At 36.5% G+C, this 14,711-nt stretch carries 20 protein-coding genes; 7 read left to right on the top strand and 13 right to left on the bottom strand.

The genetic code is table 11. The features are described from left to right. Positions 1-2 precede the first annotated feature (2 nt). Positions 3-386, bottom strand: a complete 384-nt coding sequence (locus tag GSM42_RS16430; protein WP_160802626.1) for an SHOCT-like domain-containing protein — start codon at positions 384-386, stop codon at positions 3-5. Positions 387-392: 6 nt separating this feature from the next. Next, positions 393-767, bottom strand: coding sequence for a DUF2089 domain-containing protein (locus GSM42_RS16425; RefSeq protein WP_160802625.1), 375 nt, complete (start codon positions 765-767; stop codon positions 393-395). 250 nt (positions 768-1,017) lie between these two features. Here GSM42_RS16425 and GSM42_RS16420 point away from each other — a divergent pair, with 250 nt between their 5' ends. Further along, a complete protein-coding gene (locus GSM42_RS16420) occupies positions 1,018-1,221 on the top strand; it encodes a hypothetical protein (RefSeq protein ID WP_160802624.1) in 204 nt (67 codons plus the stop codon). 165 nt (positions 1,222-1,386) lie between these two features. On the opposite strand, the gene GSM42_RS16415 is transcribed toward GSM42_RS16420, so the two are convergent. The 4 genes from GSM42_RS16415 to GSM42_RS16400 all read right to left on the bottom strand — a co-directional run bounded on the left by GSM42_RS16415 (position 1,387) and on the right by GSM42_RS16400 (position 5,064). Further along, entirely contained in the window at positions 1,387-1,704 is a 318-nt protein-coding gene (locus GSM42_RS16415; RefSeq protein WP_160802623.1) for a helix-turn-helix domain-containing protein, read from the bottom strand. A gap of 5 nt (positions 1,705-1,709) precedes the next feature. Then, the gene (locus tag GSM42_RS16410; protein WP_160802622.1) at positions 1,710-2,210 is read right to left on the bottom strand and encodes a hypothetical protein; all 501 of its coding nucleotides are present in this window, start codon (positions 2,208-2,210) and stop codon (positions 1,710-1,712) included. A gap of 370 nt (positions 2,211-2,580) precedes the next feature. Beyond that, positions 2,581-4,236 (bottom strand): YndJ family transporter, encoded by a 1,656-nt coding sequence (locus GSM42_RS16405; RefSeq protein ID WP_160802621.1) that lies wholly within the window; start codon positions 4,234-4,236, stop codon positions 2,581-2,583. Between the two features lie 492 nt (positions 4,237-4,728). Continuing rightward, entirely contained in the window at positions 4,729-5,064 is a 336-nt protein-coding gene (locus GSM42_RS16400; RefSeq protein ID WP_160802620.1) for a hypothetical protein, read from the bottom strand. Between the two features lie 306 nt (positions 5,065-5,370). Here GSM42_RS16400 and GSM42_RS16395 point away from each other — a divergent pair, with 306 nt between their 5' ends. Together GSM42_RS16395 and GSM42_RS16390 are read left to right on the top strand one after the other, a co-directional pair. Beyond that, positions 5,371-6,270, top strand: coding sequence for a restriction endonuclease (locus GSM42_RS16395; protein WP_338055325.1), 900 nt, complete (start codon positions 5,371-5,373; stop codon positions 6,268-6,270). Between the two features lie 448 nt (positions 6,271-6,718). Continuing rightward, positions 6,719-7,126 (top strand): hypothetical protein, encoded by a 408-nt coding sequence (locus tag GSM42_RS16390; protein WP_160802619.1) that lies wholly within the window; start codon positions 6,719-6,721, stop codon positions 7,124-7,126. Between the two features lie 364 nt (positions 7,127-7,490). Here the strand turns inward: GSM42_RS16390 and GSM42_RS16385 are convergent, their stop codons facing one another. Both GSM42_RS16385 and GSM42_RS16380 read right to left on the bottom strand, forming a co-directional pair. Beyond that, positions 7,491-7,946: an ATP-binding protein gene (locus tag GSM42_RS16385; RefSeq protein WP_160802618.1), complete on the bottom strand. Its 456-nt coding sequence runs from the start codon at positions 7,944-7,946 to the stop codon at positions 7,491-7,493. A gap of 8 nt (positions 7,947-7,954) precedes the next feature. Then, positions 7,955-8,692, bottom strand: a complete 738-nt coding sequence (locus GSM42_RS16380; protein ID WP_160802617.1) for a tRNA(His) guanylyltransferase Thg1 family protein — start codon at positions 8,690-8,692, stop codon at positions 7,955-7,957. Between the two features lie 242 nt (positions 8,693-8,934). Here GSM42_RS16380 and GSM42_RS16375 point away from each other — a divergent pair, with 242 nt between their 5' ends. Beyond that, positions 8,935-9,126: a hypothetical protein gene (locus tag GSM42_RS16375; protein WP_160802616.1), complete on the top strand. Its 192-nt coding sequence runs from the start codon at positions 8,935-8,937 to the stop codon at positions 9,124-9,126. A 57-nt stretch (positions 9,127-9,183) separates the two neighbouring features. On the opposite strand, the gene GSM42_RS16370 is transcribed toward GSM42_RS16375, so the two are convergent. The 3 genes from GSM42_RS16370 to GSM42_RS16360 all read right to left on the bottom strand — a co-directional run bounded on the left by GSM42_RS16370 (position 9,184) and on the right by GSM42_RS16360 (position 11,932). After that, on the bottom strand, positions 9,184-10,008 hold the full coding sequence (locus GSM42_RS16370) for an alpha/beta fold hydrolase (RefSeq protein ID WP_160802615.1): 825 nt from the start codon (positions 10,006-10,008) through the stop codon (positions 9,184-9,186). A 140-nt stretch (positions 10,009-10,148) separates the two neighbouring features. Beyond that, on the bottom strand, positions 10,149-10,412 hold the full coding sequence (locus tag GSM42_RS16365) for a CD3324 family protein (protein WP_160802614.1): 264 nt from the start codon (positions 10,410-10,412) through the stop codon (positions 10,149-10,151). A gap of 311 nt (positions 10,413-10,723) precedes the next feature. Continuing rightward, on the bottom strand, positions 10,724-11,932 hold the full coding sequence (locus GSM42_RS16360) for a cytochrome P450 (protein ID WP_160802613.1): 1,209 nt from the start codon (positions 11,930-11,932) through the stop codon (positions 10,724-10,726). A 276-nt stretch (positions 11,933-12,208) separates the two neighbouring features. On the opposite strand from GSM42_RS16360, the gene GSM42_RS16355 reads away from it, so the two are divergent. The 3 genes from GSM42_RS16355 to GSM42_RS16345 all read left to right on the top strand — a co-directional run bounded on the left by GSM42_RS16355 (position 12,209) and on the right by GSM42_RS16345 (position 14,003). Next, entirely contained in the window at positions 12,209-12,448 is a 240-nt protein-coding gene (locus GSM42_RS16355) for a hypothetical protein (RefSeq protein ID WP_160802612.1), read from the top strand. Positions 12,449-12,652: 204 nt separating this feature from the next. Continuing rightward, on the top strand, positions 12,653-13,447 hold the full coding sequence (locus GSM42_RS16350) for a slipin family protein (RefSeq protein WP_160802611.1): 795 nt from the start codon (positions 12,653-12,655) through the stop codon (positions 13,445-13,447). 103 nt (positions 13,448-13,550) lie between these two features. Continuing rightward, positions 13,551-14,003, top strand: coding sequence for an SRPBCC family protein (locus GSM42_RS16345; protein WP_160802610.1), 453 nt, complete (start codon positions 13,551-13,553; stop codon positions 14,001-14,003). A 167-nt stretch (positions 14,004-14,170) separates the two neighbouring features. On the opposite strand, the gene GSM42_RS21455 is transcribed toward GSM42_RS16345, so the two are convergent. Then, positions 14,171-14,263, bottom strand: coding sequence for a DUF4260 family protein (locus GSM42_RS21455; RefSeq protein WP_160802609.1), 93 nt, complete (start codon positions 14,261-14,263; stop codon positions 14,171-14,173). After that, positions 14,248-14,439: a DUF4260 family protein gene (locus GSM42_RS21450; protein WP_160802608.1), complete on the bottom strand. Its 192-nt coding sequence runs from the start codon at positions 14,437-14,439 to the stop codon at positions 14,248-14,250. Before GSM42_RS21450 ends, GSM42_RS21455 begins: the two co-directional genes overlap by 16 nt. Between the last annotated feature and the right edge of the window lie 272 nt (positions 14,440-14,711).

Genomic DNA, 14,711 nt, shown 5'->3' with positions numbered 1-14,711 from the left:
CTTCACTCGATTACGATTTGAACAGTGTCGCCATTAGCAGAATGAATATCTACAATCTGTCCTTCTACTTCGTTTTCTATGGCATGTATCAACAAATCCATATCGATATCTTTTATATACTTTTCAGATTCAGGAAATTTTTCTGCTAAATGTTGGCCTGTTATGATAAGGCTCTTTACAAAATTAAGCGGCAAGTTGACATTTATTTTGTCTCCATCACTGGAATCTATCCTGACTTTCAGCATTTTCTTTAGGTAGACCGAATGAGATGAGCTATGTGAACGGTTTTTTTCGTCTTTTAGTAACTCGATCAGTTCTGCTCCTTTTTCTGCTGTGATTTTCTCTTCTTGTACCATCGTTAATATTTTGGCGATCTCTTCTTTCATTTTGGATCACTCCTGTTCTTTTTTTAACATCTCTACTGCTTCTTCAGGGGTGATTTCCCCTTTTTCAAGCAAAGAGATAATCTCTCTTTTGGTCGCATAGTCTTGTTTCTTTTGCCGAGAATGTCCTAAGGCCAATATAATTTCATCCAATTTTCCACGCACGGTTGGATAAGAAATTCCTAGCGCTTTTTCCACTTCTTTGATATTGCCACGGCAGGTCAAAAAGATTTCAATAAAATGAAGCTGTTCTTTTGCTAACGAAGCTAACTTCGAAAACTGAAACTCATTTTCAATCGTAGTGTGACAGTGCGTACATTGTAGACGTGTAATTTGTAGTTGCTGGCTGCAAACTGGACAAGTTGTAATTATCGGAAATGCCATAGCTATCTCCTTTCTTAAATATATTATATAGTTAAACGTTCAATATATCAATATAGCAATTAATATTATCAATTATTATGATCGTATTATTTAAGGATATTAATATTTGTATTTATATACTCTATTTTATAGGATAACCTGATTTCAAATATGCAGAGATAAATAATATTTAAATAATTTGAATTATCTTTCTACATTGTGAGTGGTAATGTATAATAAAAAGGTAGAACATATTGTCAGGAGGAATATCATGGCGAAAAAACGTAAGCGTCGGACAACCTCCAACTCATCTACTAACAAGATAAAACAAAAGAATTTTCCTATCGTTGATTCTAGTTCCACCTATAACAATTCCAATTCGAGTTATGATTCTGGTTCCGATTCTAGTTCCGGTTCGAGTTATGACTCTGGTTCTAGCACTAATTCGAGTTATGATTCTGGTTCTAGCGATTAGCCGAAGGGTATCTTTATCCAATTGACACATAAAGGAGTATCAGTGATATCAAACAAAATGCCGACGTTCTTTGCAAAGGCCAGCCACCACCTGTGGATGACTTTTTTTAATAGAAAGAGCGACCTGATTTAAGGTCACTCTTTTTTCCTATCCCATTATAAAAGGTTAATCCTCATCACTAGGCGTTTCCCCAAAATCCACTCCATCCCTCTTTATACCGAGTGTTTGCAGCACTTTATCATACGTATCACTTGTGATTCCAGGTGTTCCACCCTCGATTCTGGAGATTGTCGTCTGCGTAATAGAGTGACCTGTTATTTTTTTCACTTGTTCAGCTAATTCGTTTTGTGTCCAACCCAATTGAATACGTCGGTCAAAAATAAGATTTCTTATCTGAACTGGGAAACTTTCCATAAATTCGTTCATGCTTGTTGTCTGGTCAATAAAATCCATCAACTCTTGATGATTGGTAGGTTTTTTCATTCCTATCATCTCCCTATATATTTAATAGGATCACGAATGAAATCAGTGTGCATTTGGCTTGAATCCGTTACCATTTTGGCAAATGCGATACTAGAATTTGTTTTCATTATCGTGCTATCTGTACAACAAATATACTGAATTCCATTATGGTAGTGAGTAAAAAACAGCATTCGAAACGTATAGTCATCTTTCCTGCGGCCAGTTGGAAAAGAATCTTGGTTAACTTGAAGTTCCAAAAGCGGCGGACTGTATTTCAATTGCCTAACGACATTCAGGGTAACTAAAAACCCATTCGATTCTGTAGTGACAAACTGATAATTTTGAAAAGCATCCCAATCAGGAATGCCATGCTTCTCGATATCTCGCAGACCCAAGCGAATTAATGGCAAGAGACGAATACATAGTTTATCACCAGCATTTGCTTTTTGAGCCATCTCAAAAAGGCTGTCGAGAGCTGGTTTATTTCCGTTATTGTCTTGTAGATAGATTACTTTTGCTTTATTCATATTATATGATACAGGATAATAATTGTCAGAAAAATAAATCCTGTCTGTTATATCCCCCTTTTTTTGAACTTTTATTCATGTGCAGGAGTATAGATCAAATGGGTAGATTGTGCAATGATTTTGTTAAAAAAGTCAGAAATTATAAAATCACTTTTTGTTGTGATTGGCAAACTTGCTCATGGAAGGGAAGTGAAATTGGACTATACTTGAAATTCTTATTAAGGAAAGAGTATGGAAGGGTGTTTGTACATTTATCCTTTGTTGAAGTGTAATTACGAATTCGGTTACATGCAGCAAAGCTAGTATTTTAATGAAACATAAATAATGAAAAAAGCGACAACGTAATGGAGTTGTCGCTTTCTCGTTTTCTTTATTTTGCAATCATCTCATATTCCAGATTAAGCACTTTCACTCCAAGAAACCAAAAACGGTGGGTCATTTGCAGTCTCCCATACTCATCAACCCAAATGATGAGATTCTCGTTGAATGGAATACGGAAAGAAAAGTTTTTTGTCATGAGATAATGACCTTCCTCTCCGTCTCCTCCCCTTCTAGGAACTGAAGTGCATTGCAGGGAACCATTTATCCCATGTTCCAATCGATAGAACGTGGATCGATTGCATTTCGGTACTGGCATAGTGAAGTGAACATATCGTTCACCATTATGTTCATGCTCAGAATAAATACCAGCAATATAAGTTTCATCGGAGTCTTTATAAGAACAAATCCAAGCATTTAATTTTCTATTCCAATATTGTTGGTAGTTATTAATACTAATGATTTTACTGTCTAACTCTCTTGTTCCTTCATGAGGAGAGGGGATGTTTGCTTGTTGTATTTTATTCGACAATGCTTTATGAAATTTCTCAAAGAGCCAAGATCCTTTGGTCCAATGGGCATGAAGCGAGATATCATATAATGAAGTATTTTCAAGAAAAGAGATTACTTTTGGATGCAGAAGTTCGATAATAAGGTCGCTTCTTTTGTACCTTTCCAGCTTTGTTAAAATACCAGCGTGAGAAACTATTTCTTCTTCATATCCATTATCCCGTAAGAAATTTTTCCCAATAAACCCTGTACCGTTGATGTTAGTATGAGGGAGTTGATATAAATTTCTCCTCTCTAATGGTTTTCGGTAATACCAACCAATAAGTCCTATCACAAATCCAAAAACAATTGGAACTTCATGGTAAAATGGCCAATGATTTGTCGGAAACCATGTCCATCCTTGCAATTGATATATCCCGTTGATAATAGATAGGATAGAGGTAGCGACTAATAGGATTGCAGATAGTTTCATACAAAGGTCAGTGATGAAATTCGTTTTTTCAATATGTAAAAAGACAAAATAACAATATGATAGAATGCACAAAGTATAAATCCATAACCCTATGTTTTGGGTCCAAACATTGGTGAGCATACCAACTCCAATGAGCAGAGGGCTAAATAGGATGCCATAAACAGTAAATCGATACAACGTACTAAGTTTTCTGTCGGTTGGAAGTATCCTGCCAATCCAGCCAATAAAGAGTGTTGACAAAATCGCAGTAAACTGGAAATGAAAAGTGGTGGTTAGATAATGATACGCGATACTGGGATTAGTAGAAAAGCAATACATACTAAGTGTAATGCCGCCAATGAAAGCATATAAGAAACTTATGTCAACCGCATTTTCTTCCATGACATAAAATCCTCGTTCCATAAAACGCCTGACTCCATAACCAAATAAAACAAACGAGTAGATCAACCAAACGATTGACAATATTTTGGAGAGCACACTTCCAATCGGAAATAACAATGCTATACCAATGATGACAGCAAAATATAGGTGATATTTCGATAGAAATGCATGATATTTGGAACGTTCTCCACTCATTCTTTTTACCGTAGGAACGAAAGTTAGTGCAGTTGGAATCAAGAGAAAAATAGAAATTAGCAACAGCATTTTATAACCAGACACCATAAGAATAAATAATCCACATAAAAGAACAGAAATTAATGAACTTCGTAATAAGTAATTTTTCATATTAATAAATATCCTTGTCCTTTTTCCGAATAGTCTACCATAAATAATAGAAAATAGTTAAGGGATATGGAAAATAAACTTGACAAAATTTTTGATGGCATCGATTATTTTCATTTAGAAAAAACAAAAGATGTGTGTTCTTTTCACATACTATTGGCTATCTCTTGTTTATAGTATAATTTGAAGAATTGAAAGGAAAACAAATATTTAATCGATTCTGATCTGACGCGTTACTGTTAGGACAACTTGGACTATGATCAAAATAAAACACGACAGTTATTCAGTTGAAAAATGTATGTAAATACTGCTTGTAGTGCTTTCATAAAAGAAAGAGACTAGAGTATAACAAATATGCAATAACACGATAAATAAATATAAAATACAAAAACTACCAAAAGCGATAACAGTGAGCTCTGGTAAAAGTCGGGCACCCAGTATACAACTTCTTGTATACTGGGTGCTTTTAGGTATGGAGCAGGTGCTCTCGTTTTCTTAACTCTTCTTGAGGTTGACGAAGTAGTGAAGAACTTTTTGGAGCTCCTCTTCAAACTGGGACTGAGGGGGGTTCCCCTGCAAGACCGCTTCCACTTCTTCCGCAAAGATACCCATCAGCTCAATGGCGATAGTATCGTTCGCTTCTTCGGGAATGTAAAATTCTTGCCCCGATTCTACGATTGGAATAAGGATCTCGACGAACTTGCTCAGAATAACGACACCCATCATGCCAATGCCGCAAATTTCACGTTGTGCTTTCAGGGTTGCTTCGCGCTGCTTGAGCTTCCTCTGCTTCGTTCGCAGAGCTTCCAAGGCCTGTTCCTTCGTGATCATCGTCCTACTCCTCGGATCGAAGAAAACAATTATCTATAATTATTCTACAATAAAATAATCAAGTCTCCTATAGCAACTACTAACAAAAGGTAACAGTTTTCTTTCAATGTCGGAGATTATTTGCTGATGAAGTGCCACTTTATATACTTCTAATTTGTATAGTCCCTAGCAAGACTATTTTTAAAAGAAAAACAAGGGTATGTATTTTCATACTCCTATTGGATCTCTTGTTATATAATATAATTCGAAAATTCAATTTTAACGTACATTTACATAAGGATTTTAAGAAAACATAAAGGAAGTCGAATGATGGCAATACCAAAGTTTGAAGATATTTTCCTCCCTTTTTTAAGGACTTTATCGAACCAAAAAATACATACATTAAAAGAGGTAAGGGAGAAATTAGCAAAAAGGTTTCGATTGACTCCAGAGGAGCGTGAAGAGCAGGTATCGAGTGGATCAAGGAGATTTGATAATCGAGTAGCATGGACAAAAGCTCATCTCATTAAGGCTACTTTGATAGATAGTCCTGATCGAGGAAGAATACAGATCACGAAGCGAGGTTTGGATTTATTAGCAGAAAGACCACGAAAGTTAAATACGAAAATATTAAAAGAAAGATATAGCGAATATGCAGAGTTTCGTAGACAAATTCGTACTTCTGAGGAAGAAATACTAGTCGAGACAGAAGAATCCAATACCCCTGAAGAAGCACTTGAAACCGGATACAAACAACTTCGAAAAGCACTGCAACAAGATCTCTTAGACAAAATCAAAGAGTGTAGTCCCTATTTCTTTGAGAAATTAGTCGTCGATCTTTTAGTAGCGATGGGCTATGGCGGTGCACATGAAGAGAAGTTGGGATTGAGTCGAGATGGCGGCATTGATGGGATGATCAAGGAGGACAAGCTTGGATTGGACGTGATATATATTCAAGCGAAGCGTTGGAGTAATCCAGTAGGCCGCCCTGATTTACAGGCATTTGCAGGCAGTATATTAGGACGTTCTGCACAAAAGGGAGTTTTCATCACGACATCTCGCTTTACCAAAGATGCAGTGGATTATGTGAAACATCTCAATCAGAAAATTATTCTCATAGATGGAGATCAGTTGACAGAGTATATGATTGATTTCAACGTTGGGGTACATGAAACAGCACGATATGTGGTGAAAAAGATTGATACCGATTACTTTTTAGATGAGTAATATTTTTTGCCTATTAAATTGAATCAAAGAGTGGGCTAATAAAATAGCCTGCTTTTTCATATTTAAATTTTTCTCAAGGTTATCTAATGCGATAGGAAATTTTATAAGGGGAGAAGAAAAGAATTTATCATTCACAAATTCCTCCATCGGACCGAACGGACCCTCGACGATGGGTGTACTTGTGGACAGACAAACTGCCTCCTGTTTCTGGGTGGTACTGATTTAATTTTATCACAATATTTGATAAATTGGGAAATCAAACTACAAAATGTATTAACAATTAGACATAGTTGAACCTCATTTTATCTATTATTTTCGATGTCGAAATACCTCTTACTTCATTCGACTTTTTGTGGAAAGTCAATTTTTCAATAGCTTCTATTCTAGTAACAAGCTTCTATCAAGTTGCATAGAATATATTACGTCATAGAAAGGAGGTAAGCCGTATATGAGTGGTAGAATCACATCAGGTCCATTTTTTGTACCATTGTTTATTGACGGTACTAGTAATCTGCCTGTTGATCGTCTACTAATTGGATTGAAAAATCCTACCGATAGTTCGAGAACAGTCAGGGTAATAGTTGATCGTTCTGAAGATGTTCTTTTTCCAGCGACTGCACCAGAAACTATTATTCTCAATCAAGTAGTCACGTTACCAGCAGATAACAGTACTGTTTTAACAATTTTTGCTGGTCCAACAACGTTCCAAGGAGATAATATACTTCGTGTAACAGTTGTAGGAGATACGGATGAGGATGCAGAAGGTATTGAAGTAGCATTGTTTGGTGGGAATGATGGACGCCCAACAGTGTCCATGATATTTAAGCATGAAGACTTTATAAAAGTAGATGATTAGTTAGCTAAGATTATTTAGGTATGATCTGAAAGAGACATTTCTATATAATAAAAATAGTAGCTGGTTTCTAGGAGAAAGAGACAAGGAAGATGGTTTTTCTTTTGTCCATCATCGTGATCTGGAACTTCTGCGCTGTTGTAAATAGCGCGAGAAATTGTAAGACAGATCGAGACGTTCTAAGGGTCCTGTTCACAGGATTCTGCCTCGTCTTCAGCTTGTACTGCCTACGTGTTTTCAGCTAGTATTTTTTGAGTCTCTCGTGACGTTTTTGTAACGGTTGAGATTTGGATGATGCTAGACCAGCTCAAAATCCCCTAAGTTGGCATCATCGATAAACAGCTTAGGGGACATGTATATATACCAACTAGTTTTTAGATGATTTGCTTAAGAAATCTTCTGCAAAAAAATGATTGTCTCTTAATGTCACTTGATAAAGCTGATCAAATCCTTCTCTATAACTTGGAGGTTCGAGTCTATTACTCGTACTTTTGATAGCGACCAAAGGGACTTGTTCGGATTTGTCTCTTGCTTGATTTCGTTCTATAGCCCCTTCAACATCAGGGGAGAAAAAGTAACCGATAACTTCAAAGGCATGTTGTTTTGCTATGGGGATATATCGTAATCGATCCTCTGCTGTTGGATTGGTGTTATCGATCACAAAAGATTGTTTCGCATGAAGACAAGCTTCCACTAAAGATTTTTCACGGTATCTTGTTTTTAACATATCCAAATTAATGCGGATATGTGTCCGGAAAAATCTTTGTTTATAGAAAGTAGACTTCCCTGACCCTTGAATCCCCATAAATATGACCACTTCCATGTCTGCACCTACTTATCATTAGGGTACACATATTGCTCGATGTAAGCTCGATCTTGGGAGAATATCGGTATTTCCATATCTACATCCCAACGATGTCTCTCTACTGTATCTTTTAAATAAGTCCGTTTTGTTATACATACTCCTCGTCTTTGCCAGATCGGCAGCTCATTCCAATTTACATTTTTTTCGATCAACAATTTCTCTTGCATTTGTTTTCCGCTAAGTCCATGCAGTTGTTTTGCAGAAAAATAACTTTGCGCTACCATCGAAATACTGTTTTTAGTCGCATCCAATTGGCGCCATAAAAAATAATTTACCACTTCATCAGGGGGCAAGACCCATACCCGACAATCAAAGGTGGCAAGCTTTGTATCTGGTAAATCTCTTTTGATCACTTCATTAAATTTTGCAGTAGCCAAAGAAGCAGAGACAGAAGCAACTTTTTGGATGTTGTTATCAAACCAAGCTTCCGTCGTGAGTTTGTCATTATTGGTAAGTAAGATGGATATCTCATCACTCTGATGATAGATAATCTTACAACCCATCAATTCGCTAGCCAGAAACTTTCCCGTTTCCCAAAATGCTTGTACCAGCCGCTCATCAAAAGGTTTATGGAGCTTTTTGGTATAACTGTGGAAGTGACACCCATCTATCCGCAGTAAAACAGGAAGACGTTTAGGTAAATAAGTGCGGTAAGCATACTCATATGTTTTCATTCGATTACCAAACTCATCATGTTTTTTCATCCATACACCATTCTTTCTCCATCCTCTAAAAATCGTGGTTATATTTTATTTGGAATAAATGAATTTAATGTGATATTTTTCCTATTCACGGGGTTAATGACTACGTTTATAATCATACACAATACCTTTATCCAATGGAATTGTTTCTACGCAGTATAAAAAATCCCTGCACGAATGCATACGCAATCGTGATTGAAATAGAAACAAGATTGAAATGAAGTTCTAGAGTTGGGGGGTTGCATGTGATAGCCAATAGATTATATGACTTGGAATTCGGTGATGTATTTGAGTTCGAAGGTTTTCGCATCACTAGAATTGTGCTAGGTGAAATTATTGGATGGGCTGTTTATGAACGGGGCAAGTTGGTTGCTCTTTATAGAGACGTTACAAAACTAGAAGACTACTTAACCATAGTTGATTTGGGAAGTTTTTGAGGCGTAAGAGCTTGAAAATAACCATTTCATTTACAAGCTCTTCAAAATTCGATACTTTTACCTATTCTGCATAACAAAATCCAATTTTTTAGCGAATTCTTGAGGATGTGCTACACATCCGACATGATTACCGGGGAATTCCGTTACCTTTAATTGGAGATGCGCGGCTAGTGCTTCTGTATATCGATAAGGCAAAAATCCCTTTGACTCTACTCCGGCAGCAGTTATGATTTGCATGGATGTGTGATTCAATAGCGTTTTTAGCTTTGGTATATCTAGCAAAAAGTCTTTTAGAGCAGGTACTTCTTGCAAAATGAAAAAGTCGATGTCTTTTAATTTTTGTTCGGTGATGTCTACGGATCGATGAGGTTTATGGACTACTGTTATGCCCATTTTATTTGCAAAATCCGCCATTGCTGCTACTCCATCTGTTTGAAATTTCTTATGCAATGCATCTAATGTTTCTGCTGCATGTGTTCGTTCTACTCCAGATAGCAGTTCTGGCAGTGGTGGTTCATGGGCAATGAGGGTTTTGATCTGTTGAGGATGATGAGTAGCTAAATCTAAAGCGATCACTGCTCCAGAGCTGCATCCAAATACATATGCAGGTTGTTTGGTAAGATGATCCAATAGAAGACTAGCGTCTTTGCTATGTGTTCTTATTTGGTATACTTCGTTTTCGTCCAAGAGCTTACTTCGGCGATGTCCTCTACGGTCATAGGTAACAACTGTATATCGATCGGCAAGTTCATCTGCTATCGGAAAAGAATCTGCATCGCCATTTCCACCATGAATCAGAAGCAGCAGCGGTCCTGATCCTCGTTTTTCGTAGTAAAGGGTACAACCTGGTATTTTCAATGTTCCTTTTTCTATCTTCTTCATCTCAATTCTCCTGTCATTTCTATCTCTCTTTAATCGTATCTTTTGTATTCGTGATAAAAAATACCGAGAACAATTGGGAATTAAAATTGACATATAAAAAGGAGCACTGATTAGCGAAAATCAGTACTCCTTGCTATATATCATTTGGAATAAACGATTCTTTTAATGCTCTCTATCGATAGATAATGTTCATTAGATAACTGAGTAATTGTTTTTCCATTTTTAAAAGACTGCTTGATATATTGATTTCGTTCATCTATTACTGTACGGGACCCTGAACTTGTACCCCATTTTTTGTAGGATGACTTTGTCTTTGGGATATATAAGGTTTCTCCCTGTACATACTTTTGAATCTCTTGAATAAGTCTCTCCGGTAGAATAGCAGTAGCATTTCTACTAGCCATTTATGCCAGCTCCTTATTTTTTATAATCTGAAATAAGGGGCAAAGCTATTATCGAAAGAGGCTTACTTTGGCGATTTGAAGTGTCTCCTCCTCATGCAAAGTATCGCCTTCTGGATAATAGGCTTTGCATGAGACGCTGCGGTATCTAACTGGAAGAAAAACTTTATGTTCACTAAAACAACTTCCTCTTAGTTGGATATTGAATTTGGTGTAAAGAAGTTACAAGATTATTTTTGGCGATCAATGCTAGACAGAAAGCACGACCTGAAGGATTTCACTATTTTATTTTACTCTTTTTAATCTGAAATGTTTTAAAACAACACTACAGGTAAGTCTGTGAGAGTACGAAACGCTATATTTGGAACATAGTTGGGTTGAAAGCGCTCTGCTAATCTCATATTTGGAAACCTAGTAACGAGTTCTTCAAAAATAACTTTGGCCTCCACTCTTGCTAAAGCAGAGCCGAAACAATGATGACGACCTGCACTAAAAGCTAGGTTTTTATTGGCATTGTCTCTATCGATTTGAAAAACATCTGCTTCTAGAAACTGTTCTTCATCGCGATTTGCTGCACCAAGAAGCACTAATATCCGCTGATGTGCAGGGATTTCAACACCACCTACTACACTATCTTTGACCGAGAAACGAAGCCATCCTGTTACTGGGGATTCATATCGTAAGATCTCTTCCACAGCATTTGGGATTTTTTCTGGATGTTGACTAAGTTCTTGCCAAACACCTTTTGTCCGTAATAACTGCAAAACCCCATTGGTAATCAAATTTCGAACCGTTTCTATCCCTGCACTAAAGTAACTCGCAACAATTCCACCAATTTCTTGAATCGTTAAAATTTCATCCTCATCATTTCGATAAGCGATTAACTCACTAATTAAATCTTCACTTGGATTTTTTAAACGCTTCTCTACTAGCTCTCTTCCATAATCAAATAAATCTACTGTACCTCTTGCAGCTTCTACTTGCTGTTCTTCTGGAGCTTGTCCCCAAACAAAAGGCACTTGTTCACGAGTAAATTGCTTGATTTTAGCTAAATCTTCGTCTGGTACACCCAATATTTCCATCAAAACCAAAATAGGCACATCTTGAGCAAATTCTGTTACTAAATCAGCTTCCTTTTTTTGAGAAAGTCTGTCTAAAAATTGATGAACACGCTTACGAATGACATCCTCGTAAAGATTTGCTTTTTTTAATGTCACCGGAAAAGTAGCCGAAATAGCTTTGCGGAGTCGAGTATGAATAGGAGGATCAGAAGTCACCACTAAATTCCCTGGATTGAAATCTTTCATTGCTGCAAGTGCATGAGGACAAACTGGACTGATCGGAACAATAGATAAAGAATTGCTAAATGTCTCGCTGTCTTTAATCACATATTGAACATCTTCATACCGAGAAACAATCCATAGTTTTAATTCTTCATGGAAAAATATCGGTTGTTCGGTATGTAAAGCAGTAAATATATCATATGGATTATCGAGGTAGGTTTTGGACAATGGGTGAAACATATGTGATACCTCCTATTTTTAACAGAATAGCAAAAAAGAATAGTATACGGTATTTGAATACCATTATAACGAAAAACGTATTTATACGATATTAAATTATTAGCGAAGGATTATTTTCTTTCATTTATTTAGATAATCATTGATTTTATGCTGTGATCAAAATAATAAGCAACCCTATGGAAATACTCCATCTGGTTTTTTTCTTAGTTAAGGATAAGAAATCGTTTATAATAGATGAAATAGGATAAGTTCCTGTTGTAACTGAGGAGAATGAAAATGGCAACTCCTAAAGTGCTTCATTGTCATCCGAACGGAAAGAACTGGTGGGTAAGGAAAGGCAATGAACTTCGTATTCTTGTTGGTACAGGCAGGCTGAGGTACCCTTACCATCGGGCAAATGTGATTGCGAGCTCCCTCAAAAGTTCGGGGTATGAAGGTAAGCGATTGGAAGAATATCGCAAAGAGCTGGAATCCTGCGAAGTTTGCTTTGGATGCGATGAAGTAACTCCCCAGTAAACATCGCCCAGTTCACCGTGTTTTTGCCGACATGGTGAACTGGGCGAGTCCACATTTTTGGGTGCTGACGAATGAAAGAAAATAAAGATGAACAACTCTTAAAAACAATCAATATATTTCAAAATCTAGAATTTATTAGTATATAGAATTATAGTATTATTGATATATTACAAATGAATTTGAAAATAGAAAGGAGTTGTTTACATGTATATACTTTTCCTACTCATTATTTTCATTATTTTTATGGTCTTCTCTTTACGAATTATCCAACAATATGAAGAAGGAGTTGTCGTTCGCTTAGGGAAGTATGCCCGTTCCTTGAGACCTGGTGTACGGTTTGTTTTCCCACTATTAGAAAAGGTGAAAAAAGTGGATATGCGGACTCGAGTGGAAAATGTGGAGAATCAAGATATCATCACGAAAGATAGTGTACCTGTAACGATAAATGCTGTTGTTTACTATCAAGTCATCAATGCCCAGAAAGCACTTCATGGAGTAGAAAATTACAAAAAAGCCACCTCGATCGTTGCACAAACGGTACTTCGTTCCAATCTAGGTGCTCACACGATGCAAGAAATGTTAACAGAGCAGAGAAAACTCGATGATTTACTACGTAAAACATTGGATGAAGCAACAGAACCTTGGGGAATTAAGGTGACAGGTGTTGAAATTCGCTCCATGGACTTGCCAGAAGGTTTACGTCGTGCGATGGCGAAAGAAGCGGAAGCAGAGCGTGAACGAGTTGCAAAAGTCATCGTTGCCAAAGGAGAGTATGAGGCAGCAGAGAAACTAGCAGATGCAGCCAAAGTAATCAGCCAACAACCTGTGGCGATGCAGCTGCGTACTTTACAAACGATGACGGAGATTGCAGCAGAGAAAACGAGTACGATTTTGTTTCCTTATGAGATGGCTAGTTTTGCAAGTTTATTTAACCAACTGCAAGATAAATCTACTGATCAACCACAAGTTATGCAAAATGAGATGGATAAAGGTAAGTGATAGGAGTACCCTCTGCGAGAATATTTTTCTGAAGAGGGTACTTTTTTAATTCGTCTTCTGGTAATATCCATTCATACTTACACTTATGGAGTGTTGTTTAAAAATGCCTAAGATCGAAATAGAGACTTTCGTCCATGCACCGATTCAAACTTGCTTTGATTTATCGCGAAGCATTGATGTACATATGCAATCTACTTCTCAAACAAAAGAAAAAGCAATTGCAGGGGTAACAAGTGGACTCATTGGTCTGAATGAGATCGTTACTTGGGAAGCGATTCATTTTGGAGTGAAAATGCGGCTGACTTCTAAAATTACGGAATTTAATTTCCCTTCTTATTTTGTAGATGAAATGGTAAAAGGACCTTTTAAACGGATCAGACATGAGCATCATTTCATAGAGGACAAAAACGGAACAAAAGTGATCGATTCTTTTGACTATACATCTCCTTTGGGGATACTGGGAAAGATAGCTGATCAATTATTTTTGAGGGAATATATGAAGAAATTTTTATTGATAAGGAATCAATATATCAAGGAATTAGCAGAACAAAAATAAATGGTTTCAAATATTATGATGGTCTTTCATAAATCCTATCTGTCCATGTGAATAGATAGGATTTTTTATGTTATGGGTATCAACGCTTTTTGAAAACTGGAAATATAGATACAAGGTTGTATCTTAGAAGATATGGAAAATGATTCATTCCAGAAGGAAAACACAAATTACACCTTATTATGTAAGTGTGTATCTCTCCTATTTGTCGGATATCTTAAGCCAAACCCTGAGAGTCGATCCATGCCTATATGTGTGGACATGTAAGCGTGATCATTAAACACCTGTTATTATTTATTACGATGCCCGACAGTAAGAGGAATAAGGATAGTGTGTAGGTATGAAATAAATTGTAAACCTGAGCACCTATTTTCAAATTAATGAGTAAAGTAATAATGAAATGTCGGAAGAAAAAACAAATAAAAAAATGTCCATTCATAATTAAGGTAACAATAGATATAAAGGCAAAAGATAAATATCATCAAACCTTCTACTTTTAAAATGTTACGATATACTTGATTTCCTTCATCTTCATGTATTTACCAATGAAAAATAAACTTAAAATTAGTATAAACAATTTAGTTGAAAATTCACATAATTATACTTTGGATTAATGGAAACAATTCGTATGTTGTAGTCGCATGACTCACCAAAGTCTGCATTTTAAAGGGAAACAAGAAAAAGCTGCTAGGTGATAACTCATGCATTCAC

This window comes from Shimazuella alba (genome assembly GCF_009831235.1).
Lineage (GTDB): Bacteria > Bacillota > Bacilli > Thermoactinomycetales > Thermoactinomycetaceae > Shimazuella > Shimazuella alba.
The sequence above is the reverse complement of the archived record's forward strand: the minus strand, read 5'-3'. Positions and strand labels throughout refer to the sequence as shown.